The 24868-nt window shown below is 71.8% G+C and carries 25 protein-coding genes; 12 read left to right on the top strand and 13 right to left on the bottom strand.

Annotation, left to right across the window (positions count from 1 at the left end; all coding sequences use genetic code 11):
- Positions 1-68 precede the first annotated feature (68 nt).
- From ACQP2O_RS06625 to ACQP2O_RS06610, 4 genes are all read left to right on the top strand, one after another.
- Complete coding sequence (locus ACQP2O_RS06625) at positions 69-662, top strand: 5-formyltetrahydrofolate cyclo-ligase (RefSeq protein ID WP_433190943.1); 594 nt, start codon at positions 69-71, stop codon at positions 660-662.
- Positions 659-1630: an NAD(P)-dependent oxidoreductase gene (locus ACQP2O_RS06620; RefSeq protein ID WP_433180869.1), complete on the top strand. Its 972-nt coding sequence runs from the start codon at positions 659-661 to the stop codon at positions 1628-1630. The genes ACQP2O_RS06625 and ACQP2O_RS06620 overlap by 4 nt, the downstream gene beginning before the upstream one ends.
- 183 nt (positions 1631-1813) lie before the next feature.
- A complete protein-coding gene (locus ACQP2O_RS06615; RefSeq protein WP_433180868.1) occupies positions 1814-3295 on the top strand; it encodes a potassium/proton antiporter in 1482 nt (493 codons plus the stop codon).
- A gap of 95 nt (positions 3296-3390) precedes the next feature.
- Complete coding sequence (locus ACQP2O_RS06610; RefSeq protein ID WP_433180866.1) at positions 3391-3735, top strand: FmdB family zinc ribbon protein; 345 nt, start codon at positions 3391-3393, stop codon at positions 3733-3735.
- A 101-nt stretch (positions 3736-3836) separates the two neighbouring features.
- Here the strand turns inward: ACQP2O_RS06610 and ACQP2O_RS06605 are convergent, their stop codons facing one another.
- Positions 3837-5930, bottom strand: coding sequence for an MMPL family transporter (locus tag ACQP2O_RS06605; protein ID WP_433180864.1), 2094 nt, complete (start codon positions 5928-5930; stop codon positions 3837-3839).
- Between the two features lie 185 nt (positions 5931-6115).
- Here ACQP2O_RS06605 and ACQP2O_RS06600 point away from each other — a divergent pair, with 185 nt between their 5' ends.
- Together ACQP2O_RS06600 and ACQP2O_RS06595 are read left to right on the top strand one after the other, a co-directional pair.
- Positions 6116-6913, top strand: a complete 798-nt coding sequence (locus ACQP2O_RS06600; protein WP_433180863.1) for an S-methyl-5'-thioadenosine phosphorylase — start codon at positions 6116-6118, stop codon at positions 6911-6913.
- Between the two features lie 145 nt (positions 6914-7058).
- Positions 7059-7640, top strand: a complete 582-nt coding sequence (locus ACQP2O_RS06595) for an SAF domain-containing protein (protein WP_433180861.1) — start codon at positions 7059-7061, stop codon at positions 7638-7640.
- An 18-nt stretch (positions 7641-7658) separates the two neighbouring features.
- Here the strand turns inward: ACQP2O_RS06595 and ACQP2O_RS06590 are convergent, their stop codons facing one another.
- Positions 7659-8717, bottom strand: a complete 1059-nt coding sequence (locus ACQP2O_RS06590; protein WP_433180859.1) for a D-alanyl-D-alanine carboxypeptidase family protein — start codon at positions 8715-8717, stop codon at positions 7659-7661.
- An 87-nt stretch (positions 8718-8804) separates the two neighbouring features.
- A complete protein-coding gene (locus tag ACQP2O_RS06585; protein WP_433180857.1) occupies positions 8805-9275 on the bottom strand; it encodes a hypothetical protein in 471 nt (156 codons plus the stop codon).
- A gap of 107 nt (positions 9276-9382) precedes the next feature.
- On the opposite strand from ACQP2O_RS06585, the gene ACQP2O_RS06580 reads away from it, so the two are divergent.
- From ACQP2O_RS06580 to ACQP2O_RS06570, 3 genes are all read left to right on the top strand, one after another.
- Positions 9383-10531, top strand: coding sequence for an ADP-ribosylglycohydrolase family protein (locus ACQP2O_RS06580; protein ID WP_433180855.1), 1149 nt, complete (start codon positions 9383-9385; stop codon positions 10529-10531).
- A gap of 574 nt (positions 10532-11105) precedes the next feature.
- Positions 11106-12188, top strand: coding sequence for a Dyp-type peroxidase (locus ACQP2O_RS06575; protein ID WP_433180853.1), 1083 nt, complete (start codon positions 11106-11108; stop codon positions 12186-12188).
- Entirely contained in the window at positions 12185-12982 is a 798-nt protein-coding gene (locus ACQP2O_RS06570; RefSeq protein ID WP_433180851.1) for a family 1 encapsulin nanocompartment shell protein, read from the top strand. The genes ACQP2O_RS06575 and ACQP2O_RS06570 overlap by 4 nt, the downstream gene beginning before the upstream one ends.
- A 58-nt stretch (positions 12983-13040) precedes the next feature.
- Here ACQP2O_RS06570 and ACQP2O_RS06565 read toward each other — a convergent pair whose 3' ends face one another.
- Complete coding sequence (locus ACQP2O_RS06565) at positions 13041-13439, bottom strand: hypothetical protein (RefSeq protein ID WP_433180849.1); 399 nt, start codon at positions 13437-13439, stop codon at positions 13041-13043.
- A gap of 181 nt (positions 13440-13620) precedes the next feature.
- Between ACQP2O_RS06565 and ACQP2O_RS06560 the strand changes: the two genes are divergently transcribed.
- The 3 genes from ACQP2O_RS06560 to ACQP2O_RS06550 are packed head-to-tail and all read left to right on the top strand — an operon-like array spanning position 13621 to position 15198.
- Positions 13621-14220 (top strand): sulfite oxidase-like oxidoreductase, encoded by a 600-nt coding sequence (locus ACQP2O_RS06560; RefSeq protein ID WP_433180847.1) that lies wholly within the window; start codon positions 13621-13623, stop codon positions 14218-14220.
- Positions 14190-14933 (top strand): ferredoxin reductase, encoded by a 744-nt coding sequence (locus tag ACQP2O_RS06555; protein ID WP_433180845.1) that lies wholly within the window; start codon positions 14190-14192, stop codon positions 14931-14933. Before ACQP2O_RS06560 ends, ACQP2O_RS06555 begins: the two co-directional genes overlap by 31 nt.
- Position 14934: 1 nt before the next feature.
- Positions 14935-15198, top strand: a complete 264-nt coding sequence (locus ACQP2O_RS06550; protein WP_433180843.1) for a DUF6510 family protein — start codon at positions 14935-14937, stop codon at positions 15196-15198.
- An 18-nt stretch (positions 15199-15216) separates the two neighbouring features.
- Here the strand turns inward: ACQP2O_RS06550 and ACQP2O_RS06545 are convergent, their stop codons facing one another.
- The 9 genes from ACQP2O_RS06545 to ACQP2O_RS06505 form a co-directional block, all read right to left on the bottom strand.
- On the bottom strand, positions 15217-16491 hold the full coding sequence (locus ACQP2O_RS06545; protein WP_433180841.1) for a cytochrome P450: 1275 nt from the start codon (positions 16489-16491) through the stop codon (positions 15217-15219).
- 144 nt (positions 16492-16635) lie between these two features.
- A complete protein-coding gene (locus tag ACQP2O_RS06540) occupies positions 16636-17907 on the bottom strand; it encodes a cytochrome P450 (protein WP_433180840.1) in 1272 nt (423 codons plus the stop codon).
- 97 nt (positions 17908-18004) lie between these two features.
- Complete coding sequence (locus tag ACQP2O_RS06535; RefSeq protein WP_433180838.1) at positions 18005-19264, bottom strand: cytochrome P450; 1260 nt, start codon at positions 19262-19264, stop codon at positions 18005-18007.
- A gap of 97 nt (positions 19265-19361) precedes the next feature.
- Entirely contained in the window at positions 19362-20612 is a 1251-nt protein-coding gene (locus ACQP2O_RS06530; RefSeq protein WP_433180836.1) for a cytochrome P450, read from the bottom strand.
- A complete protein-coding gene (locus tag ACQP2O_RS06525; protein WP_433180834.1) occupies positions 20609-21217 on the bottom strand; it encodes a GTP-binding protein in 609 nt (202 codons plus the stop codon). Before ACQP2O_RS06525 ends, ACQP2O_RS06530 begins: the two co-directional genes overlap by 4 nt.
- Positions 21198-21557, bottom strand: coding sequence for a DUF742 domain-containing protein (locus tag ACQP2O_RS06520; RefSeq protein WP_433180832.1), 360 nt, complete (start codon positions 21555-21557; stop codon positions 21198-21200). Before ACQP2O_RS06520 ends, ACQP2O_RS06525 begins: the two co-directional genes overlap by 20 nt.
- Positions 21554-21973, bottom strand: a complete 420-nt coding sequence (locus tag ACQP2O_RS06515; protein WP_433180830.1) for a roadblock/LC7 domain-containing protein — start codon at positions 21971-21973, stop codon at positions 21554-21556. Before ACQP2O_RS06515 ends, ACQP2O_RS06520 begins: the two co-directional genes overlap by 4 nt.
- Before the next feature lie 101 nt (positions 21974-22074).
- The gene (locus ACQP2O_RS06510; RefSeq protein ID WP_433180828.1) at positions 22075-23604 is read right to left on the bottom strand and encodes an ATP-binding protein; all 1530 of its coding nucleotides are present in this window, start codon (positions 23602-23604) and stop codon (positions 22075-22077) included.
- 452 nt (positions 23605-24056) lie between these two features.
- Positions 24057-24755: a choice-of-anchor P family protein gene (locus tag ACQP2O_RS06505; protein WP_433180826.1), complete on the bottom strand. Its 699-nt coding sequence runs from the start codon at positions 24753-24755 to the stop codon at positions 24057-24059.
- Between the last annotated feature and the right edge of the window lie 113 nt (positions 24756-24868).

The following is a 24868-nucleotide window of genomic DNA, read 5'->3' as shown; positions in this document are numbered from 1 at the left end:
CCCCGTGCGGCGCTCATCTTCACGGAGATCTCACTCTGATTTCACGGGACAATGGAGACGTGCGCGACATGACCGAGGACAAGACGGCCCTGCGTTCGGATCTGCTGGCGGCCCGCGCCCGCCTCACACCCGACGAACGCACCGCCGCCGGGCGGCTGTTGCGCGACACCGTGCTGACGCTGCCGGAGGCGGAGATGGCCGGCACCGTCGCCGCGTACATCTCGGTCGGCACCGAGCCGGCCACGCAGAGCCTGCTGTTCGCGCTGTGGAAGCGCGGGACGTACGTCCTCGTCCCCCGGCTGCTGCCCGACGGTGACCTCGACTGGGCCTCCTACGAGGGCCCCGAGTCCCTGGAGCCGGGGCGGTTCGGCCTGCTGGAGCCCACCGAGCCCGCACGGGGACCGGAGGCGATCCGCAGCGCCGACCTGGTGATCGTCCCCGCGCTGGCGGTGTCGTCGACAGGTGTGCGCCTCGGGCGCGGCGGCGGCTCGTACGACCGGGCGCTGGCCCGCGTCGCCGAGAGCATCCTCACGATCGCGCCGGTGTACGACACCGAGCTGGTCGACACCCTTCCCGCCGAGCCGCACGATCGGCCGGTACGGGCGGCGGTCACGCCGTCGGGCGGCCTCGTCCGGTTCGCCGGGACGGGGGTCCGACCATGAGCTGGAAGCTGCTCGCGCTCCCGCCTCTCGGCGCCGACCTGATCCACCATGTCTTCGACCCGCTCGGCGCCGACGTCACCGTGCCCGTCGAGCGGAGCCGCGAGGCCCTGCACTCATCGCTGGCCGACGCGGAGCTGGTCGTCGGCGACTTCACCGGCGAGCTCGCGATCGACGCCGCCGCCGTGGCGGCCGCACCGCACCTGGCGTTCGTGCAGATGCCGTCCGTCGGGGTGGACTCGCTCGACGTCGACGCGCTGACCGCCGCCGGGGTGCCCGTGGCCAACACCGCCGGGGCGAACGCCCGGTCGGTGGCCGAATGGGCCCTGAGCGCCGCGCTGGACCTGTCCCGGCAGCTCTCGTGGGCGGACCGGCGCATGCGCGAGGGCGGCTGGCCGCAGTTGGAGGCCGCCGCGCGCGGCTCGGACGAGTTGGCGAACCGCCGGGTCGGCGTGCTCGGCATGGGCGCGATCGGCGCGGAGGCGGCGCGGCTGTTCGAGGCGCTCGGCTGCCAGGTCGCGTACTGGTCGCGGCGGCGCCGGGACACCGGCGTCTACCAGGAGATCGACGACCTGCTGGCCGGCTCCGACATCCTCGTCGTCTGCCTGCCGCGCACTCCGGAGACCGTCGGGTTGCTCGACTCCCGTCGGCTCGCGCTGCTGCCGGCGGGCGCCTTCCTGGTCAACGTCGCGCGGGGCGGCATCGCGCCGGACGCGGACGTGCTCGCCGCGCTCGAGAGCGGCCGGCTGGCCGGGGCGGCACTCGACGTCTTCGACGACGAACCCCTGCCCGCCGATCACCCGCTCCGGCGGCACGAGAACGTCCTGCTGTCCCCGCACGCCGCGGGTTCGACCAGACAGTCGCAGCTGAACATCATCACGGCCGTGATCGACAACATCCGGGCGGCGGTAGAGGGCCGCCCGGTGGCGAACATCGTCAACGGCCTCGACTCACTCATCCACCACCGTTAGGACTCGCGTCCCGGGCCCGTAGGGCCCTGGCCTCGAGCCGACGGCGAACACGCGAACACACATCCGTGGTCGCGCAGTGCAGCGCGACCGCGTTCCCGGAACGTCCCCCGGTCTCCGCACCGGGAGACGCCCTGTCCACCACCTGTGACCGGTTGTGAGAAAGTCCTGATCAAGGGGGTGTCGGTGGAACTCGACCTGTGGCTGCTGCTCGGCTCGGTCGTGGTCATCGCAGCGATCGTGGCGGTGCGCCTGGCGCACCGGAGCGGGCTGCCGAGTCTGCTCCTGTACCTGGCGCTCGGCCTGCTGCTCGGCGAGGCGGGGTTCGGCATCCGCTTCGACAACATGATCGTCGCCGAGAACCTGGGCCTGGCGGCCCTGGTCCTGATCCTGGCCGAAGGCGGGCTCACCACCCGCTGGTCGGCCGTACGGCCGGGAGTGCCGGCCGCGCTCTCGCTGTCGATCGCCGGCACGGCGGTCAGCATCGTGGTCGTCGCGGCGGCGGCGCACTGGCTCGTGGGCATCGAGTGGCGGCTGGCGATGCTGCTGGGGGCGGTGCTCGCCCCGACCGACGCCGCGGCGGTCTTCTCCGTGCTGCGGCGGCTGCCGCTGCCCGAACGCCTGACCGGGGTGCTCGAGGCCGAGTCGGGCTTCAACGACGCGCCGGTCGTCATCCTCGTCGTCGCCCTGAGCTCCCACCACGCGCCGACGCCGCTGCTCATGGTGGCCGAACTGGTCTACGAGCTGGCCGTCGGCGCGGTGATCGGCCTGGTGGTCGGCCGGTTCGGCGCGTTCGCCCTGCGCCGGGCGGCGCTGCCCGCGTCGGGCCTGTACCCGATCGCGGTGCTGTCGCTGACCGTCGGTGCGTACGGCGCGGCGTCGATGGCGCACGCCAGCGGGTTCCTCGCGACGTACATCTCGGCCCTGGTGCTCGGCAACAGCCCGCTGCCGCACCGCCCGGCCACCCGGGGGTTCGCCGAGGGGCTCGCGTGGCTGGCCCAGATCGGGCTCTTCATCATGCTCGGCATTCTCGACTCGCCGCAGGAGCTGCCCGCGCAGATCGGCGCGGCCCTGATCTGCGGCTTCGCGCTGGTGCTGGTGGCCCGGCCGCTGTCGGTGCTGGTCTCCACGCCGTTCTTCGGGATCGGCTGGCGGGAGAAGGCGTTCCTGTCGTGGGCGGGGCTGCGCGGCGCGGTGCCGATCGTGCTGGCCACCATCCCGGCGTCGGCCGGGCTGCCCGGGGCGCATGCGCTGTTCGCGCAGGTGTTCATCATCGTGGTGGTCTTCACCCTGCTGCAGGGGCCGACGCTCGCGTCGCTGGCGCGGGTCCTGAAGGTGACCATCCCCGACCGCGCCCGGGAGATCGACATCGAGGCCGCTCCCCTGGAGGAGCTGCACGCCGACCTGCTGGAGATCCGGATCCCGCCGGACTCTCACCTCAACGGCGTGGAGATCTTCGAGCTGCGCCTGCCCGAGGGAGCGGTGATCACCCTCGTCGTACGGGAGGGCCAGAGCTTCGTGCCGGGCCCCGACACGGCCCTGCAGGCGGGCGACGAGTTGCTGGTCGTGGCCACGAGCGCCGCCCGCCCGGCGGCCGAACGCCGGTTGCGGGCCGTCAGCAGGCGCGGGAAGCTGGCTGGCTGGTACGGCGAGCGGGGCGAAGAGTGAGCATGGGCGCCGGGAATGATTCGACGCCCGGTAGCATTAGCAGTCATTGAGTGAGAGTGCCAGTCCTGAGGGCTGTGTACAGCTAGGAGGAACTCGTGCCGACGTATCAGTACGCGTGCACCGAATGCGGTGAGCCTCTGGAGGTCGTGCAGAAGTTCAGCGACGACGCGCTGACCGAGTGCCCCGCATGCGGCGGGCGTCTGCGCAAGGTGTTCTCCGCGGCCGCGATCGTGTTCAAGGGTTCGGGCTTCTACCGCACCGACAGCCGCAGCGGTGCGACCACCTCGTCCAGCGGTTCGGCGAAGAAGAACGAGCCCGCCAAGGCCGAGGCGAAGAAGGAGTCGACGTCCTCCTCTGAGTCTTCGAGCTCCTCGAGTTCTTCAAGCTCTTCGAGTTCATCTGGTTCGTCGGGCTCGTCGTCCGGCGAGAAGGTCGCCTGACCCCGGCACCGGACGACGCCCCGACGACGGGCCCCGCGGGTCGTGCCGCTCGGTGACCTTCGGCCACTTTCGCCAACCCGCGGAGGGCCCGTCCGGCGTGATCAGCGAACGGCCTGCGGCAGCGGCCGTTCGCCCGCTGCGAGCGGCCGGTCCCCCGCCGCGCGGCCCGGCCACCAGACGCGCCGGCCCATCTGGTACGCCAGCGCCGGCACCACCAGGGACCGGATCAGCAGGCTGTCGAGCAGCACCCCGAAGGCCACCGCGAAGGCCATCTCCACCGTTCCGGTCACCGGCAGGGTCGCCAGTGCCGCGAACGTCGCGGCCAGCACCACCCCGGCCGACGTGATCACACCGCCGGTCACGGTGAGCCCGCGCAGCACGCCGCGCCGCGTGCCCAGCCGCTGGGACTCCTCACGCACCCGCGTCATGAGGAAGATGTTGTAGTCGACGCCGAGGGCGACCAGGAAGAGGAAGATCTGCAGCGGGAACCCCGAGTCGGCGCCCTCGAAGCCGAACACGTGCGTGAACACCAGCCCGCAGACCCCGAGCGACGCGGCGAACGACAGCACCACGGTCGCCATCAGCAGCACCGGCGCGACGACGGCCCGCAGCAGCAGGGCGAGGATCACGAACACGACGGCGAGGATGATCGGGATGATCACCTTGTTGTCGTGCGCGGCGGCACGCTGGGTGTCGAGGTTGACGGCGGTGTTGCCGCCGACCTTGGCGCCCAGGGGCCGTACGGCGGCGCGTAGCCGGTCGACCGTGTCCCGCGCCGCCTGGGTGTCCGCCGCGCTGGACAGCGTCGCCTCGTACTGCTCGTAGCCTCCGAGGGCGGCCGGCGCGCTCACGTCGGACACCCCGGGCGTGCGGGTGATCGCGGCCCTGAGGCCGGGATCGCGCGGGCCGATCACGACCGCCGGGCTGCCGGCACCGGCCGGGAAGTGCCGCGCCATCACCCGCTCGCCCACCACCGAGTCGGGCGTCCCGACGAACTGGCCGGCGTTGGACACCGGGCCGGTCTTCAGCGACAGCATGCCGAACGCCAGCGCCGCGAGCACCAGCACGCCGCCGACCGTGATCACGCGCGGCCGGGCGCTGACGAAGCCCGCGACGCGGGCCCAGACGCCGTGCTCCTTCTCCAGCGCGTCGGGCTCGGCGACGTACCGGACGTCGTACCGGGGTACCGCCGGCCAGAACACGCGGCGCGGCAGGGCCGTGAGCAGGGCGGGCAGCAGTGTGGTCATGGCGACGAGCGCGCAGACGACGCCGACCGCCGCGACCGGGCCGAGGCCGCTGGTGGAGTTGAGCTCGGCGACCAGCAGGCACAGCGTGGCGAGCGTGACCGTGGCGGCGCTGGCGAGGACGGCGGGCCCCGCGCGGCGCAACGCGAGCCGCATCGCCTCGTGCCGGTCCTCGTGCCGGTGCAGTTCCTCCCGGTAGCGGGCGATGAGCAGGAGCGCGTAGTCCGTGCCCACGCCGAAGACCAGCACCGCCAGGATCCCGGTGCTCTGGCTGTTGACGGTGAGCCCCGCCTCGGCCAGCAGGTACACGAGCCCCTGCGACAGCATGTACGCCGAGCCGACCGCGAACAGCGGGACGATCCACAGGAACGGGCTGCGGTACGTCAGCAGCAGCATGACGATCACCACGCCCAGCGTGACGAACAGCAGCGTGCCGTCGATCTCCTTGAAGACCCCGATCAGGTCCGACATCGTGCCGCCCGGGCCGGTCACCCGGACGTCGAGACCCGCGGGCGGGCCGCGCTCGACGACCTTCCGGACCTCGTCGATGGCGGTGAGGACGGCGTCCCCGTCCCCCTGGATCGGGACGAGCAGTTGCATCGCCTCGCCGTCCCGTGCCGTGATCGGGCCGGTCACCGGCCCGATGTGCGGCACGCCCTTCAACCGCTCGGCCGCCGACCGCGCGGACGCCACGTCCTGCGCGGTGACGCCGCCGCGCCGCTCGTACGCCACGATGGTGAGCATCCCGTCCTCGTGGTGCAGCTTCTTCTGCAGCTTGATGACCTGGGTGGCCTCGGCGCCCCCGGGCAGGTAGGCGTCGGCGCTGTTCTTCGTAGCACCCTGCAGCCTGCCTCCGAGGGCGCCGCCGACCATCAGGAGGACGAGCCAGACGGCGAGGACGACCCACTTGGTACGGCGGCCGGCGGGGAGTCCGGCCAGTCGACTGGGCATGGTTCACCTTCCCTGAAACGCGACATGTCGTCTCTGTTTGAGAGAAGATATTACGCGTCTGTCGATCAGACAAGACATATCGCGAGTTCGATATGAGTGGCGGCAGGACCCGGTCGCCGGGAGTTGTCCACAGGCTGTGGGGGCGCTCTCGCGGGGCGGTGCGGCGGGCGGCTAGGGTCCCGCTCATGCATGCAGAGATCGGCGTGATCGGCGGGTCCGGCTTCTACTCCTTCCTCGACGACGTCGAGGAGATCCAGGTCGACACCCCGTACGGCCCGCCCAGCGACTCCATCGCCCTGGCCACGGTGGCCGGCCGCCGGGTGGCGTTCCTGCCGCGGCATGGCCGCGACCACCGCTTCCCGCCGCACAAGATCCCCTACCGGGCCAACCTCTGGGCCCTGCGCTCCCTCGGCGTCCGCCAGGTCGTGGCCCCGAGCGCGGTGGGCTCCCTCGTCCCGGAGTACGGCCCCGGCACGCTCGCCGTCCCCGACCAGCTCGTCGACCGCACCAGCGGCCGCGCGCAGACCTACTACGACGACGGCGCCGTGCACGTCGCGTTCGCCGACCCCTACTGCCCGCGCGGACGCCGCACGGTGGTGGAGGCCGCCCAGGGTGCGGGCTGGCAGCCGGTCGACGACGGCACGCTCGTCATCATCGAGGGGCCGCGCTTCTCGACGCGGGCCGAGTCCCGGTGGTTCGCCGCGCAGGGCTGGACCCTCGTCGGCATGACCGGCCATCCCGAGGCCGTCCTCGCCCGCGAGCTGGCCCTCTGCTACATCCCGGCCTGCCTGGTCACCGACCTCGACGCCGGCGTCGAAGAGGGCGCGGGCGTGACCCACGAGGAGGTGCTCCGCGTCTTCGCGCAGAACGTCGACCGCCTGCGCGACCTCGTCATCGACATCGTCGGCGCGCTGTCCGCCGAGCGCGACTGCCCCTGCCCGAACGCTCTCGACGGTCTCAAGCTCCCCCTCGACCTGCCATGACCAGGGGGTGCGGCCGAGCCGACGGTGGCACCCGAGCCGGCGGGCATCGCGCGGCCGAGATCTTCACTCCCTCAGCCGAGGCGGGCACGCGGGGACGGCACGCCGCGCTCCAACAGGCGCGGCGGCGTGCGGGCGGCGGCCGGCGATGAGAACGCTGCTGAGCCGGCATCGGCGCCTCATCGCCGCGGGGCTCGCGGCCGGTGCGGCGGCGTTCGGCCTGGCCGCCGCCCGCCCGCACCCGCGCGGCGTCCCGGTCCTCGTGGCCGCCCGCGACCTGCCGGCCGGCGCGACGCTGGGTGCCGCCGACGTCGGCGTGCGCGCCCTGCCCGCCCGCGCGGTGCCCGACGGCGCGGTCCGCCAGGCGGCCGGGCGCACCCTCACCGGGCCGATCCGCCGGGGTGAGCCGCTGACCGACGTACGGCTACGCGGCGGCACTCTCCTGGACGGCGCCGACCCCGGCACGGTCGCCATTCCGGTACGGCTCGCCGACGCCGCCGTCGTACGGCTGCTGCACGCCGGCGACCGCGTCGACCTCCTGGCCGCCCGCGCCGAAGGCCCGCTGCCGGCGCGCACGGTCGCGGCCGGAGTCCCGGTGGTCGCCGTGCCCCGGCCCGGCCCGGACCCCGACGAGGGAGCCCTCATCGTGCTGCGCACCGGTCGCGCCCAGGCGGCCGCCATCGCCCGCGCCGCCGTCGACTCCCGCCTGTCGGTCTCGATCGTCGGCTAGTACGACGGTCATGCCGCCTCAGTCGCTGGAGTCGGGAGTGTCCTCCTTGGTGTACTCCCAGTGCCACGGCTCGAAGGGGCTGCTGTAGGCCCACGCCGGGTGGAAGAAGTCGTACGTCTTCGAATTGGCCTGGAGCCAGTTGAACTGCGCGGAGCCCTGGCTCTGCACGCCGCCGCACAGGTCGACGGCGGTGCCCCAACCGTGGTTGCTGTGCCCCGGCACGGCCGCCATGCCGGGCCGGTTGGCGTAGATCCGCTGCTGCTCGGCCAGCGGCCGGTAGGAGTCGGTGAGGCACATCTGCGTGCCGAAATGCGCCTTGTAGGCGGAGTTCAGCTTGTAGAAGGCCAACGCGGCGTCCGCGCGGAGCGACCGGCCGGGCTGCGGCAGCGTGCAGAGGTAGCGCGAGGGGATCAGGCCGTTGGGGAACTTCTTCGCCTCGGGGACGAGGCTCTTCTGGCAGGTGAGCTGCAGCCGGGTGTTGGGATCGAGCTTCTTGAGCGCGGCGGTCAGCTGCGCGGTGATGCGGGAGGAGCGGTCCTTGAGCCCGTTCATCTCCTGCGCGAGCTTCGCCTCCTCGACCGCGTTGTTCGACTGCAGTTCCTGCGCCGACGCGGCCAGTTGCTCGCGTTGCTTCTGCAGGCGGCCCGCCTTGTCGATGAGGGACTTCTGGTCGTTGGTGAGCATCGTCAGGTCGGTCGCCGCGGCCAGCGCGCCGTCAGGGTCGCTGCCCCCGATCAGCCCCGGCACCCCGATGACGCCCGGCTGCTTGTACGCGCTGGCGGCCAGCTGGGCCAGCGGCTCACGGATCTTGTTCAGCTCGGCGCCTGCGGTGCCGAGGTCGGCGAGCGTCGTCTTGAGCTTCGCCTCCGAGGCGTTCAGCGCGTTCTTACGCTCCTGCCAGGCCTTGGTGGCCTTGGACAGCTCGTTCTTGGCCTGTTCGGCCTGCTGGCGCAGGGTTTTGACGCTGTCGGCCGATGGCGATTGGGCCGCCGACGACTGATCCGCAGCGCCCGTTATCAGCAAGAGCACGACCGCCGTGATCGCCGCCATCAGCGCCGCTGACCGAGTGCTTGGCACGCGGAGATCCTCCGGGGGACTGGGGAACTAGTGCGGCGGGACGACGGTACTACAGGTGACGGGGTGCTCCATGCTTTGCCGGAGACCTCAGGGGCGTCCGTGGCCGCCGCCGCGCCGATGTTTGCACAGCTCCCACATCCAGGGCCATTTCTTCAGCTCCGGCGGGCATCGGGTGCCGGAGGAGGGCTGGCCCGCGGTGGGGGCCGGCCGCGAATGCGGGCTCTGCGGCGCGCGTGGGGCCCCCGAGGCGGACTTGGACGCGGGCCGTTCGCTGCGGGAGGCCACGAACTCGCCCCACGTGCGCTGCGCCCGGTCGATCGCGCTCGGGTCGCTCTGCCGCGCCGACGGCGCCGCGGCGGCCGTACGAGACGGGGGCCGGTCGCCCTTCCCACCTCCGTGGAGGACCACGAGGCCGCCGATGAGAAGGGCCGGCACGGCGATGAGGACGGCGATCAGCGTCACGCCGCGGCGAAACGGCAGCAACTCGAACCGTCCCCACAGACGGCTGATGATGGTCGTTCGCGGAGTGTCCGTTGCGTCCTCGTATACGCCATCCACGGGGAGTCAGGGTAGCGAGAAAGAGCCCGCCGAGTAGTCGTATCCGAAGACTCGCACCGCCCGATTCAGGGTCACTTCCTGGCAGACTTACCGAAGTGGGCGATCGCATGACATTTCCGGATCCGGACCGCATGCTGGGATGCCTGCTGGGAGGTGCCATCGGCGACGCGCTCGGCGCGCCGATCGAGGGCCGGCCGATCGCGGAGATCCGGGCGACGTACGGCGATGCGGGGCTGGCCGAGTACAGCGACGCCCGGGTTCGGGCGGGCGCCATCACGGACGACACGCAGATGACGCTGTTCACCGCCGAAGCGCTCATCCAGGCGTCGATCCGGGAGCGTGCCAAGGGCATCGGCGGCGCCGCGCCCGGTCTGCTGCAGGCGGCGTACCTGCGCTGGTTCCGCACCCAGGGCGAGGAGATCCCCGAGCAGGACGTGTACGCCGGAAGCTGGCTGTTCGCCCAGCCGGAGATGCACCAGCGGCGCGGACCGGGCCGGACCTGCCAGGCCGCCCTGCACACGGTCGCCGCCCGGCAGCGCCCCTACGTCCCCGTGGGGAGCGTCGAGGAGCCGATCAACGACTCGAAGGGCTGCGGCGGGGTCATGCGGGCGGCGCCGGCGGGCTTCCCCTTCTCTCCGCGCGTACCGGCGGGCGCCGCCGAATGCCGCCGGGCCGCGTTCGCGATGGGCGTCAGGTCGGCGGCCCTGACCCACGGCCATCCCAGCGGGTACCTGCCGGCCGGCGTGCTGGCCGCGGCCGTGTGGGGCCTGCTGCGCGGCGCCGACCTCGCGGACGCGCTCGACGCCGCCCGTACGGAGCTGGAGACCTACCAGGGACACGAGGAGACCTCGGCGTCGCTGGACGCGGCGATCGCGCTGGCCCGGGAGGGTGACGCGCTCACGCCGGAGCGGCTGGAGACGCTCGGCGGCGGGTGGACCGGCGAGGAGGCTCTGGCCATCGGGGTGTGCGCCGCGCTGGCCGTACGCGACGGCGAGCCCGTCGACGTCGTACGCCGGGCTTTGCGGTGCGCGGTGAACCACTCCGGCGACAGCGACTCGACCGGGTCGATCTGCGGCAATCTACTGGGCGCGCGGTACGGCACGGCCGCGCTGCCCGGCCACTGGCAGTCCGGCGTCGAGCTGCGGCCGATCATCATTCGGATCGCCGCCGACGCCGCCCTGGAGTTCGGTCCCAACTCGCCGGCCGACCCGGAGACCGGCGACGTGCCGATGAACTGGCACGCCCGCGGAGTCTAGGGGAAGGTGCACGTCACCCCTGATGGCAGGACGCAGTGCGTCGGCGTCGGCGTGGCGACGGGCTTGCCAGGGGGGCGCGTCTCAGGCGGCCGTGTCGGCGGGACCTCGGGCCGTGTCGACGTCCTCCGGACGACCGGTGCCCGGTGCGTGCGCTTCGCGGCCGGTGTGGCCCGTGGCGATTCCGACGCCAACGGCGCGGCCGACACGGACGGCTCGAACGGGTTGGACGGCGCGGTCAGCATGGACGCCATGGCGGACGGCATCGTGTCCGCCGTATCGCCCTTCGCTTCGCGACCATGGTGGAAGAGAACGGTCGCACCTACGATGACCAGGCCCAGAGCGGCGATGGACCCGCCGCCGAAGGCGATCCAGCGCAACGCCGATGCCGGCGCTCCCCGCGCGCCGTCCGTGCGCTCTTTGCGTGCTTCATCCCGGTGTCTCCCACTCACGCGAGCAGAGTAGCGATCTTGGGTTGCCTGCGAAGATCGAATCGGCGAACACGCACCCCGCGCGCACCGGGAGGCGTTCCGGCATGACAGGCTTTCCTCGGATTCCCGCGAAGAAGGGTCGTGCGATGGCCGAGACGACGCAGGGACAGACCCCGCAGCCGGTGCTGAGCCCGCTGACCACCGCGGCGGCCTTTCTCGTGGTCACGATCGACCCCGGCGGCGAGCCCATCGCCCGCGAGCTGCTGGCCGACCTTTCCGGGCTGACGCGGTCGGTCGGCTTCCGGGTGCCGGACGGCAGGTTGAGCTGCGTCGCCGGCATCGGGTCGGACGCCTGGGACCGGCTCTTCGGCGGGCCGCGCCCGGCCGAGCTGCATCCCTTCCGCGAGATGCCCGGAGCCGTGCACCACGCCGTGGCCACACCCGGCGACCTGCTCTTCCACATCCGCGCCGCCCGGCCCGACCTGTGCTTCGAGCTGGCCTCCCTGGTCATGAACCGCCTGCGCGGGGCCGTGACGGTGGAGGACGAGGTGCAGGGGTTCATGTTCTTCGACGTGCGCGACCTGCTCGGCTTCGTCGACGGCACCGAGAACCCGGTGGGCCCGGCGGCGAGCGAGGCGGTCCTGATCGGAGACGAGGATCCGGAGTTCGCCGGCGGAAGCTACGTGATCGTGCAGAAGTACCTGCACGACATGGACGCGTGGAACGCCCTGCCGGTGGACGTCCAGGAACGGATCATCGGCCGCACGAAGCTGGAGAACGTCGAACTGGACGACGCGGTCAAGCCGTCGAACTCCCACGTCGCGCTGACCACGATCACCGACCCGGACGGCACCGAGCGCCAGATCCTGCGCGACAACATGCCCTTCGGCAACGTCGGCCGCGGGGAGTTCGGCACCTACTTCATCGGCTACGCCCGCACGCCGGCCGTGACCGAGAAGATGCTCGAGAACATGTTCATCGGCGACCCTCCGGGCAACCACGACCGGATCCTCGACTTCTCGACGCCGGTGACCGGAACGCTGTTCTTCGTGCCGAGCGCCGACCTCCTCGATGACCCGCCTCCCGCCGAAGCCGCCGCCACGACGGACGTCCTCGGGACGGACACCGGCGCGACGGGGGCGGCGTCCGACACGACCCCCGGCAAGCCGAAGATCACGCCCGACGGTTCCCTGGGGATCGGCGGCCTGAACAGGAGCGCGACCCGTTGAACAATCTGCATCGTGAACTCGCACCCATCTCCGCCGTCGCCTGGGCCGATCTGGAGGCCGAGGCCCGGCGGACGTTCGAGCGCCACGTGGCCGGCCGCCGCGTCGTCGACGTCCCGGAACCGGGCGGCGTCGAGCTGTCCGCGGTCGCGACCGGGCACCTGGACCCGGTCGCCGCCCCGGGTGACGGCATCGTCGCGCACACGCGCCGGGCCCAGCCGATCGTCGAGCTCCGTGTGCCGTTCACCATCGACCGGCGCCAGGTCGACGACGTCGAGCGTGGGGCCAAGGACGCCGACTGGCAGCCGGTGAAGGACGCGGCCCGGCGAATCGCGTTCGCCGAGGACCGCGCGATCTTCGAGGGGTACGCCGAGGGCGGCATCGCGGGCATCCGCGCGAGCGCCTCGAACCCTGTGTTGTCCCTGCCGTCCGACGTGCGCGAGTACCCCGAGGCGGTCAGCCGGGCCGTGAGCGCGCTGCGGCTCGCGGGTGTCGGCGGCCGGAATGCGCTGGTGCTGAGCGCCGACGCGTACACCGCCGTCAACGAGACCACCGACCACGGCTACCCGATCCACGAGCACATCGCCCGGGTGCTGGACGGCGAGATCGTCTGGGCGCCGGCGATCGACGGCGCGTTCCTGCTGTCCACGCGCGGCGGCGACTTCGAGCTGTGTCTCGGCCAGGACCTCTCGATCGGTTACCTGAGCCACGACGCGGACACCGTGCAGCTGTACTTCCAGGAGACCTTCACCTTCCTCGCCCACACCGGCGAGGCTGCCGTCGCGCTGACCGCTTAGGTCCTGTCTCGACGTCCCCGTCCGTGGCCGACTCGAGCCGTCTCCCCGTCGTCCGCGCTCAGTCCTGCCCGTCTTGATGCGTGCGCGTCTTGCACTTCCGCGGCGATTTGCGCAGCCCGGGCGGGCAGTCGGGCGACGCAGGGGCGGTGGTCGGTGTCGTGCGCGCCGGGGACGGCTGCCCACTCGCCGAGGGCCGCGTCGACACGGTCCGGACGGCAGGGGCCGGAGTCCGCTCGCGCAAAGACGACCCCACCCGCGGCGAGACGCTGGTCGCGGACGTCGCGGGCGGCGTCACCCTGGCCGCCTCTCTGTTCGACCCGCCGCTTCCGGCAAAGAGGGTGATCATTCCACCGATGACCAGGACGAACGCGGCGATGATCCCGCCGACGAGCACCATTCGCCGGCGCGGGGCACCCGCCGTCAGCGCGCTCAGTCGCCGGACGACGACTGTGCGCATTTCGCCCCTTTTGTCCCGATGTCGCCCACTCACGCGAGCAGATTAGCGGTGTTTAATCACTCATACGGTCACTAGGGCGAGGATGATCGGTTTTGGGCGAGCGAGGCGGCGGTCACCGTACAAACCGCCGAACAAAACGGGTACGGCACCTTGAAAGCGAACGAACGAAGGGAGGCGGGTGATGGGGATCGTGTCGCCCGGGTTCCACGGCCGGCGGCGGGGAGTGGGCGTGAAGCTGCCCCCCGGCCAGTACCTCACCGAGGACTTCCCCGTTCTGTCGGCCGGTCCCACCCCGCGGATCCGGACCGAGGACTGGGAGTTCACGGTCACCACCGAGACGGGCCAGGAGCACCGCTGGACCTGGCAGGAGCTCATGGCGCTGCCCAGCGAGACACCCACGGTGGACATCCACTGCGTCACCAAGTGGTCGAAGCTCCGCACCACCTGGGAGGGCGTGTCCCTCGACACCGTGCTGGAGGACGTCGACACCGCCGCCGACTACGCCCTCGTCCACTCGTACGGCGGCTACACCACGAACCTGCCGCTGGAGGACCTCCTCGACGGCCAGGCGTGGATCGCGTACCGCTACGACGGCGAGGACCTGGCGCCCGAGCACGGCGGCCCGGCCCGGCTGGTGGTGCCGCACCTGTACTTCTGGAAGTCCGCCAAGTGGGTGCGCGGCATCACGCTGATGGACGAGGACGAGCCGGGCTTCTGGGAGACCGCCGGCTACCACGACTATGGGGACCCATGGCGCGAGCAGCGGTACCAGGGCGACTGAGCTGGCGGGTCGCCCGGCTCGCCGAGGCGCGGGCGGAGACGGCGACGGCCCGCACGCTGGTCTTCGACACGCCCGGATGGCCGGGTCACCTGGCCGGTCAGCACGTCGACGTGCGGCTCACCGCCGACGACGGCTACACGGCCCAGCGCAGCTACTCCCTCGCCGCGCCCGCCGACGGCGACCGCGTCGAGCTGACCGTCCAGGACGTCCCCGACGGTGAGGTCTCCGCCTACCTCACCGAGGGCCTGTCCGTCGGCGACCCGGTGGAGATCCGCGGGCCCGTCGGCGGGTGGTTCGTCTGGCGGCCCGCCGACGTCGCGCCGGTGCTGCTCGTGGCGGGCGGCTCGGGCATCGTGCCGCTGATGGCGATGCTCCGGGCGCGCCGCCAGGCGGGCAGCCGTACGCCCTTCCGGCTCGTCTACTCGGTACGGACGCCCGCCGACCGGTACTACGCGGCCGAGCTGCGCCGCCCCGACCCCGGCCTCGACGTCACGTACGTCTACACCCGGGAGGTGCCGGAGGGCTGGTCCCGACCACCCGGGCGGCTCACCGTCGCCGACCTGAACTCCGGCGGATGGCCCGCCGACTTCGCGCCGGACTGCTTCGTCTGCGGGCCCACCGGGTTCGTCGAGACCGCCGCCGACATCCTCCTGTCCCTCGGCCACGACGCACACAAGATCAAGACCGAGCGATTCGGCCCGACTGGAGGCTGACGTGATCGACGACTACGAGGACGGCAACGCGCTCGCCGGCCCGCTGAGCGAGATCTTCACCTTCGACGTCACCACGGCGGACACCCGGTGCGCGAGCTGCGGCCGTACGGGCCCGGTCGCGGACCTGCGGGTTTACACCCACGCGCCGGGGCTCGTCGCCCGCTGCCCCGGCTGCGAGGAGGTGGTCCTGCGCATGGTCCGCACGCCGACGGCGGCCTGGCTCGACCTGCGCGGCAGCGTCGCCCTGCGGATCCCGCTGGACTGACCGGCCTCAGGCTCCCCGTCAGGCGCCGACGGGAATCGTCGGGGAGAACCTCACCGGCAGCGAGGTCAGGCCGCGGACCCGGAAGGACGGCCGCCATTCGAGCTCGCTCGGCGGCACCGCCAGGCGTACGTCCGGAAGGCGGTCCAGGAGGACCTCCACGGAGGTCTGGGCGATGACCTGACCGAGTTCCGGCGCCGGGTAGGGGCAGCTGTGGTCGCCGTGGCCGAAGGAGAAGTGGGCGTGGTTGCTCTCCGCGCCGGTGCCGAGGTCCGGGTGTACCAGGGGGTCGGAGTTCCCGCCGGCGAAGCAGACGACGAGGGCGTCGCCGGCGCGGAGCTGCCGGCCGCCCAGCATGGTGTCGCGGGTCACCCAGCGGAAGGTGTTCTGGGCGGGCGACTCCTCCCACATGACCTCGTTCATCGCCTGACCCACGCTGCGGCGCCCGCCCGCGAGGGTCAGGGAGAACCGGTCGTCGACCAGCATGAGCCGCAGCGTGTTGCCGATCCAGTTGGCCGTGGGGTCCTGGCCGGCGATCGTCATGATGAGGAGGTCCTGGGCGAGTTCGTCATCGGACAGGCCGGCCGGGTGGTGGACCATCCGGGAGGCGACGTCCGGCCCGGGCTCGGCGCGCTTCAGCTGGACGAGCCCGCCCAGAGTCGCCGCGAACCGCTGGTACGCCTCGAGCGAGCCCTCCCCGCCGTCGATGATGGCGATCACGTCCTCGGCGGCACTGGGCACCTCGGACTCGGGCAGGCCGAACATCCCGGCGAGCGCCAGGATCGGCATCCGGTTCGCGAACCGGGCCAGGAGCTCGGCCTCGTCGGCGAGGCAGAACTCATCGATGAGCCCGTCGGCGATCCGCTCGCACCGGGACCGCAGCTCGAACTGGTCGACCTCCGCCATGGCGTCGGTCATCACCTCGGCCCGCCGCTGGTGGGCGGCCCCTTCGCTGAACAGGATCGATCCCGGCTGGTAGCCGACGAGGACCATGAGGGGCCAGTCCGACGGGACGTTCGGCCACTGGTTCCAGCGGCGCGAGTCGCGGGCGAACATCACCGAATCGTTCAGCGCCTGGTGGACCTCCCGGTAGCCGACCACGAGCCACGCCGGCACGTCCCCCTCGAGCAGAACCGGCACGACCGGTCCGTGCTCCTCCCGCAGCTCGCCGTAGAGCCGAGCGGGGTTCTCCATGTCGTACTGCGACCCGTACAGCCGCACGGCGCCCGGCGGAACCGGGGACGGCGGCCCCAGGGGCCGGATCGTCGCGTCGGCGGTCGGCTCGGCCTCGGTCATTGATGGCCTTTCCAGCCCGGGAGGTCGGTCGGGGTTGGTTGGTCGGGAGAGATACGAGGTCGGTCGGGGTCGGTTGGTCGGGAGAAATACAGCATGATTAGAGCCCGGCGGTGACCGGCGCCGGGGACTTTCACGGGTGGTGGGTCAGGGCCCGGTGGCGACCGAGGCCGGGGCGAACGTGACGGGCAGCGAGAGCATGCCGCGGATCTGGAACGACGGCCGCCAGGTCAGCTGCTCGGCGGGCACCGCCAGGGTCACGTCCGGGATCCGGTCGAGGAGCACCTCGACGGCGGTACGGGCGATGACCTCGGCGAGTTCCGGCGCCGGGTGCGGGCACCCGTGGCTGCCGTGCGCGAAGGTCAGGTGCGCGTTGTTGGCGGGCACGCCGGCCACCGAGGCGGGCCGGACGTACGGGTCGGCGTTGGCGCCGGCGATGCCGAGGATGAGCCCGTCACCGGCCCGGATGTGCCGCCCGCCCAGCTGCGTGTCACGGGTGGCCCAGCGCCCGAGGCTGTTCTGCACCGGGGTGTTCTCCCACATCACCTCGTTGAGCGCCTGGCCGACGCTCTGACGGCCACCGGAGAGGGTGAGGGAGAACCGGTCGTCGGTCAGCATCAGCTGGAGGGTGTTGCCGATCCAGTTCGCCGTCGGTTCCTGGGCCGCGAGCGTGAGGAGGAGCACGTCGAAGAAGAGCTCCTCGTCGGTGAGGCCCGCCGGGTGGGCCAGCATCCGGGAGGTGACGTCCGGGCCCGGCTCCGCGCGCTTCGCCCCGACGAGGCGCTGCATCGTGCCGGCGACCCTCTCGTAAGCCGGGATGGCCGCCTCGCCGCCGTCGAGCGAGGTGACGAGGTCCCGTGCGACGTCCCCGACCTCGCCGACGGAGAGGCCGATGAGCCCGGCGATGGCCATGACCGGCATCGAGTAGGCGTACTGCGTCATGAGCTCGGCCTTGCCGCTGCCGGCGAACTCGTCGATCAGCGCGTCGGCGATCTCCTCACACCGGGCGCGCAGCTCGAACTGGTCCACTCCGGAGAGGGCGTCGCTGATGGCGTCGACCCGGCGCTGGTGGGCCGGCCCCTCGCCGAACAGCACCGACGACTGGTAGGCGGTGTACTGGATGAGCGGCCAGTCCGGCGGGACGTTCGGCCACTGGTTCCAGATGCGCGGGTCGCGCGCGAACAGCTGGGGGTCGCTGAACAGCTGGTGCAGCTCCCGGTATCCCATCACCAGCCACGCGAAGATGTCGCCCTGGAGCAGCGCCGGCACGACGGGCCCGTACTCCCGCCTGAGCTCCCGGAACAGCGCGGCCGGGTCCTCCTGGTAACGCGGCCCGTACAGCGGGACGGCGTCGGGCGGGACCGGGGACGGCGGGCCCAGGGGACGGTTCGTCGGGTCGTTCGGATCGAGCTCGATCATGGGGCTTGCCTTCCGGGGCTGAGGGTCGTCCAGTGCGGGCGGCTGGGCGTGGCTTAGTGGATCAAGACCCGGCGCCGGGGAGAGAGGATGCCACGGATCACGACCTCGTGGCGGGCACCGGGGAGAACTTCACTGGCAGAGAGAGCAATCCGCGCATCTGGAAGGACGGCCGCCAGGTCAGGTCTTCGGCGGGCACCGCGAGGATCACGTCCGGAATGCGGTCGAGGAGCACCTCGACGGCGGTACGGGCGATGACCTCCGCGATCTCCGGCGCCGGGTGCGGGCACCCGTGGCTGCCGTGCGCGAAGGACAGGTGCGCGTTGTTGACCGGCGCGGCTCCCTGCGAGGCGGCCCGGATGTACGGGTCGGCGTTCGCGCCGGCGAGGCCGAGGAGAAGCGCGTCACCGGCCTGGATCTGCCGCCCGCCCAGCTGCGTGTCCCGGGTCGCCCACCGCCCGAGGCCGGCCTGCACCGGCGCGTTCTCCCACAGCACCTCGTTGAGCGCCTGCCCGACACTGCTGCGACCGCCGGAGAGGGTCAGGGAGAACCGGTCGTCGGTCAGCATCAGGTGCAGCGTGTTGCCGATCCAGAGCGCCGTCGGTTCCTGTCCGCCCATCGCCACGAGGAGCAGGTCCGCGGCGAGTTCCTCGTCGGTGAGGGCCGCCGGGTGGGCCAGCATCCGGGAGGCGACGTCCGGGCCCGGCTCGGCACGCTTGGCCTCCAGCAGAGTCTGCATCGCGGCGACGAGCCGCCCGTAGGCCGCCGCGGCATCCTCTCCGCCATCGAGCGCGGCGACGGCGTCCCGGGCGACGCCATCGATCTCGGTCGTCGAGATGCCCATCATCCAGGCGACGGTCATCACCGGAATCGAGTAGACGTACTGCGTCATGAGCTCGGCCGCGCCGCTGCCGGCGAAGCCGTCGATCAGCGCGTCGGCGACCTCCTCACACCGGGCGCGCAACTCGAACTGGTCCACTTCAGAGAGGGCACCGCTCATCGCGTCGACCCGGCGCTGATGGTCGGGCCCCTCACCGAACAGGATCGACGGCTGGTAGGCGACGAACGTCATGAGCGGCCAGTCGGGCGGGATGTTCGGCCATTGGTTCCAGATGCGCGAGTCCCGGGCGAACAACTGCGGATCGCCCATGAGCTGGTGCAGCTCCCGGTATCCGATCACCAGCCACGCGAACACGTCGCCTTCGAGCAGCACTGGCACGACCGGCCCGTGCGTCCGCCGCAACTCGCTGAACAGCTCGGCCGGGCTCTCCTGGTATCGCGGGCCGTACAGCGGGACGGCGTCCGGCGGGATCGGGGACGGCGGGCCCGGGAGGTGGTACGTCGGGTCGAGCTCGGTCATGGGGTGCCTTCCGGGGTGGTGAAGGTCGTCCAGTGCGGGCGGCTGGGCGTGGCTTAGTGGATCAAGACCCGGCGCCGGGGAGAGAAGATGCCACGGATCACGACCTCGTGGCGGGCACCGGAGAGAACTTCACCGGCAGAGAGAGCAATCCGCGCAACTGGAAGGACGGCCGCCAGGTCAGTTCTTCGGCGGGCACCGCGAGGATCACGTCCGGGATGCGGTCGAGGAGCACCTCGACCGCCGTACGGGCGATGACCTCCGCGAGTTCCGGCGCCGGGTGCGGGCACCCGTGGCTGCCGTGCGAGAAGGACAGGTGCGCGTTGTTGGCCGGCGTGGCTCCCGGCGAGGCGGCCCGCACGTACGGGTCGGCGTTGGCGCCGGCGAGGCCGAGGATGAGCCCGTCACCGGCCTGGATGTGCCGCCCGCCCAGCTGCGTGTCGCGGGTCGCCCACCGCCCGAGGCTGTTCTGCACCGGCGCGTCCTCCCACAGCACCTCGTTGAGGGCCTGGCCGACGCTCTGGCGGCCGCCGGAGAGGGTGAGGGAGAACCGGTCGTCGGTCAGCATCAGCTGGAGGGTGTTGCCGATCCAGTTCGCCGTCGCTTCCAGGCCCGCGGTCGCGACGATCATCAGGTCGGAGGCGAGTTCCTCGTCGGTGAGGGCCGCCGGGTGGGCCAGCATCCGGGAGGCGACGTCCGGGCCCGGCTCCGCACGCTTGGCCTCCAGGAGGCGCTGCATCGCGGCGACGAGCCGGCCGTAGGCCTCCACGGCGCCGTCGCCGCCGTCGAGCACGGCGATGGCGTCCCGGGCGACGACCTCGATCTCGCCGGTCGGGATGCCGACCATTCTGGCGACGGCGATCACCGGCATGGAGCGGGCGTACTGGGTCATGAGCTCGGCCTGGCCGCTGCCGGCGAAGCCGTCGATCAGCGCGTCGGCGATCTCCTCACACCGGGCCCGCAGCTCGAACTGGTCCACGCCGCCGGCGGCGTCGCCGATGGCGTCGACCCGGCGCTGGTGGTCCGGCCCCTCACCGAACAGCACCGACGGCTGGTAGGCGATGAACGCCATGAGCGGCCAGTCCGGCGGGACGTTCGGCCATTGGTTCCAGATGCGCGAGTCGCGGGCGAACAGTTGCGGATCGCTCAGGAGCTGGTGCAGCTCCCGGTATCCGATCACCAGCCACGCGAAGACGTCGCCTTCGAGCAGCACCGGAACGACGGGCCCGTGCGTCCGCCGCAGCTCACGGAACAGCTCGGCCGGGTCCTCCTGGTAGCGCGGCCCGTACAGCGGGACCGCGTCCGGATGCTCGGCGAGCACCTGCCCAGGCTCCGGCGGCGGCTGGGTCATGGGGCGCCTTCTGCCGCGGTGGAGAGGGCGTACAGGTGGTTCACGAGAGTGATCAGGACCTTCTTGCTCGACTCGCGCTCGCGGGCGTCGCAGTCGATCAGCGGGACGTCCGGGGACAGGTCGAGCGCCTGCCGGATGTCCTCCAGGTTGTGCGCCGGTCCGCCGAAGTCGTTGCGCGCGACGATGAACGGCATCCCGTGGTGCTCGAGCCGGTCGATGGCGTACCAGGAGTCCTGGACCCGCCGGGTGTCGACGAGCACGACCGCTCCGAGGGTGCCGGAGAACAACCGGTCCCACAGGAACCAGAACCGCTGCTGCCCCGGAGCCCCGAACAGGTAGAGCACCATCTGGTCGTTCAGGCTGATCCGGCCGAAGTCGAACGCGACCGTGGTCGTGGTCTTGTCCTGCACGCCGCCGGCGTCGTCGATGCCGACGCCGGCGCGGGTCATGACCTCTTCGGTGCTCAGGGGCCGGATCTCACTGACCGATCGGACCATCGTCGTCTTGCCCACGCCGAAGCCACCGACGATCACGATCTTCAGTCCGTTGCTGGCGGTGCTCCGCAGCGGCGTACTAGTGACCCGATCAGAGCTTTTCAAGTCCAAGGAGCACCTGCTTCAGGATGGCGGGGTCGGGGAGTTTGGTCTTGGCGGGGGCCGCGGTCGGGTGGCGAGCGGTGATCCGGCCGGTGTCGAGCAGGTCGCACAGGAGGATCTTCACCACGCTGACCGGCAGTCCGAGATCCGCGGCGATCTCCACGACCGCCATCGGGTTGGTGCACATTCGGAGGATCCTCACGTGCTCGGACTGCATGCCCGGAGCGGGATCGCACTCGCTGACGATCAGAGAGACCAGGTCGATGGAGCTCTCATCGACCTGGCTACGCCCGCCCGTGACGATGTAGAGCCGGTCCGGGTCCTCTCTGTCGACTGGCCGTGACGTCATCGCGCGGCGCTGCCCTGCTGCGGCTGCCGGGGAGCGGCGACCAGGTACTCGCCGAGCTGCTCGACCAGCTCGTGCATGTTGTGCCCGATCACGCCGACGTCGGCCTCATCGCTCGCGATGACGGCGAGGTGGGCCCCTTCGCCCGCCTCGACGATGAACAGCAGCCCGCCGTGGAACTCGGTCATCGACTGGCGGAGCCCGCCGCTGCCGTCGCCGAACTCGGCGGAGGCACCGTACGACAGGGCCTGGATGCCCGAGGCGATGGCGGCCAGCTGGTCGGCCTGGTCGACGGAAAGGCCGTACGTGTGGCAGAGCTTCAGCCCGTCCTTGGACAGCACGATGGCGTGCCGGCTCTCGGGCGTCCTCTCAAGGAGGTTCTCCAACAGCCAGTCGAGATCGCGGTCTGTGGTCTTCATAGGTTGTTCGGGGCGGTGGTCCTGGCGCGGGCGCCGGAGACTCGTCCCCTGCCTCCAATCTCTTGTCGTGTCATTCCGGCCTGGCAGGGCGAGCCCGGCGTTCAGGCCTCATCCGTGTCGGAGGCGGGCGCGTCATCGCTCGTACGCTGGCGGCGTCCGGCCTCGCGGAAGGCGCTGAACCTGGCTGCGGGGTCGGACGCGGGCTTCGCGGATCGAGGCTTCGGTTCCTCGGCCGGCTCGGAGGACGCCGCCGCGAGCGTCTGTCCCCTGCGGCGCTTCGGCAGTCCGGCGATCATCTCGTCACTGGTCGTGGTGCTCTCGCTTTCGGCCTCGACGATGTTGAGCGGCCCGGTCGTCACCGCGATGTCCTCGTCCGCGCCGACGGGCGCCGCGGCCTCGACGGGAACGTCCACCCGCGTGGCGACGGCGCCGACCGGCTCGGGAATGGCCAGATCGCCCGGGACGGCGTCCAGACCGGTCCGCTCGGCGACGCCCTGACGGATACCCGTGCCGACGGTGCGCGGCGCGCCCTCGACGGTCACCAGCGCCTGCGTGATCAGCTGCCGCGGGATCATGACGACCACGCCGGTGCCGCCACGGGAGGACGGGCGGAAGGAGACGGTCAGGCCGTGCTTGCGGGCGAGGCAGCCCACCACCGCGAGGCCGAGACGTGTACCGGACAGCGTCGTCAGGTCGAGGGACTCGGAGGAGACGGCCCGCTCCGCGCGCTCCAGCGCCGCGGCGCTCATGCCGAGGCCACCGTCCTCGATCGTGACCACGATGCCCGCGTACACCTCTTCGACGTACACGTGGACCTCTTCGGAGGGCGGCGAGAAGCTCGTCGCGTTGTCCATCAGCTCGGCCAGTGCGTGCATGACGCCTTCGGCGGCGTATCCGGCGACGGCGACGCTGCTGGTGGAGTGCGTCCGCACCCGCTGGTAGGCGCTGATTCGGCCAACGGCGCCGCGCAGGATGCTCTCCATCACGATCGGCTTGGTCCAGCGGCGGCCCGAGCGGGCGCCGGTCAGCACGGCGATGCTGTCGGCGAGGCGGCTGGCCTGCGCGGTCGCGTGGTCGACCTTGAGCAGGTCGCCGAGGACCTCCTCATCGTGACGGTTCTCCATCTCGCGCAGGTCGGCGAGCATGCTCGTGGCCAGCGCCTGGACGCGGCCGGCGGCGTTCGCACAGGCCGTCATCGCGGCCGCGCGCATGCGCTCTCCCCGCCCGACCTCGTCGACGAGGGTGCGGAGGATGCGCCGGTGGGTGGCGTCGCCGGGCTGTTCGACCGCGGACATGGCCGTGTCGGTGGACGCGCCGTCGCGCAGCCGCTTCACCACGGCGGGCAGCGTCTGGTCGGAGAGCCGGCCGAGGTCCGACTCCATCACGCCCATCCGGTCGCGGAGCAGGCGGGCGGTCTGGAGTCCGTAGGCGGCGAGCGTGAGCGCGACGCAGATGACGAGCGCGGCGACCCCGGTGTAGGCGGCCACGACCGCGCGGTCGGCGGCGGGGACCGAGGCCGTCGCCACCAGGCAGCCGCCCCCGGTGACGATCACCGCGGCCAGCAGGACGAGCAGGGCCCGGTCCATCGGCGGGCGCTCGGCCCGCTCGTGGGTTGGAACGTTTGCTGACATGAATCAGGTCCTCGTCGGCGGTTGGATCGGAACGGGGTCATCCGGGAGCCATGGGCCGGTCCACCCGCAACGAACGGGGACGTCCGACCGCACTCACCAAATAGTCGGTAAATCGGCGTGAGCGCGCCGTTCGGCGCGGAAGGCGGCGACGTCCTCGGCGGAGCGGCGCACGAAGAGGCGACTAGAGCGGCAAGAAGTGAAACCGATTCGCTTTTGCCGACTCACGCATTCGTACGTCTCTATCTCGATCCCCTCGCCTCAGCCGCGATGTTCGTCCTGGTTCGGGCAGGAGCCAGGTCGCGCATGGGAGGGAAATAGTAGTGGTTCTGTAGTTCTGGCGGGACGTTTTGTCACTTTTACTGGCATTACCCTGCTTTGCGGCTCCGGCACGCGCGAACGGTCTCCGCGGGGACCCCGAGTCCCTGCGGAGACCGTCGGCGGTCAGGCCGGCGTCAGCCGGTGACGGGAAGGTTGCTGGGGACGGGGGTGGGCTTGGGCGCCTGGCTCGGCGGGGTGGTGGGGCTACCGGGAGCGGTCGGGGTGGGGACCGGGGTCTCGGTCGGGCCGCCGGGCGGGGTCGTGGGCGTGCCGCCGGTACGCGCGCAGGTGGCGGAGGAGATGCTGATGGTCTGGGCGTCGGTGAGGCGGACCTCGATGGCGGTGACGGTGAGGCTGCCGTCGGGGTTGCGGACCTGCTTGTTGAGCGTGACTCCGACGGTGCCCAGTCCTTGGACGGGGACGTTCAGGGCGCTGTTGGGCGCGGCGTAGGCGGCGAGCCGGTGGTTGCCGATGCGTGCGTCGGCCAGGGTGGAGGTGCCGGTGCCGCCCTTGCAGGTGGCGGTGACGAGGTGGGCGGTCAGGGCGGCCTTGGCGATGCTCAGGTCGACCACGCTGGCGCGGGCGGAGGCGGGCTTGGCGGTGACGTGCAGGACCTTGACGTCGATGAGGGGGTTGGCCGGCAGGCTCACCAGGCTCTTGTCGGCGGTGGCGGTGACCGCGGGGGTCTGCGGGATGTTGACCAGACCGGTGGCGGCCAGGCCATAGGCCGAGCCCGTCCCGGCGGTGGCCGAGGCGGTGCCGGTCAGGGCCAGAGGCGCGGCCAGCGCACCGGCGATGACCGCGGTAGTGGCGGCCAGACGTGTCGAACGCACGAGTGAAACTCCTTCGATGCGGAAAAGGCATGCCACAGTGCCCGGACGGGCCGTGGCGAGGACCGGGCGCGATGCCCGGGATTAGATGGCCGGCGGGCCGGATATCGGACCGC

This window comes from Actinoallomurus sp. CA-150999, from assembly GCF_050942425.1.
Classification (GTDB): Bacteria; Actinomycetota; Actinomycetes; order Streptosporangiales; family Streptosporangiaceae; genus Actinoallomurus.
The sequence above is the reverse complement of the archived record's forward strand: the minus strand, read 5'-3'. Positions and strand labels throughout refer to the sequence as shown.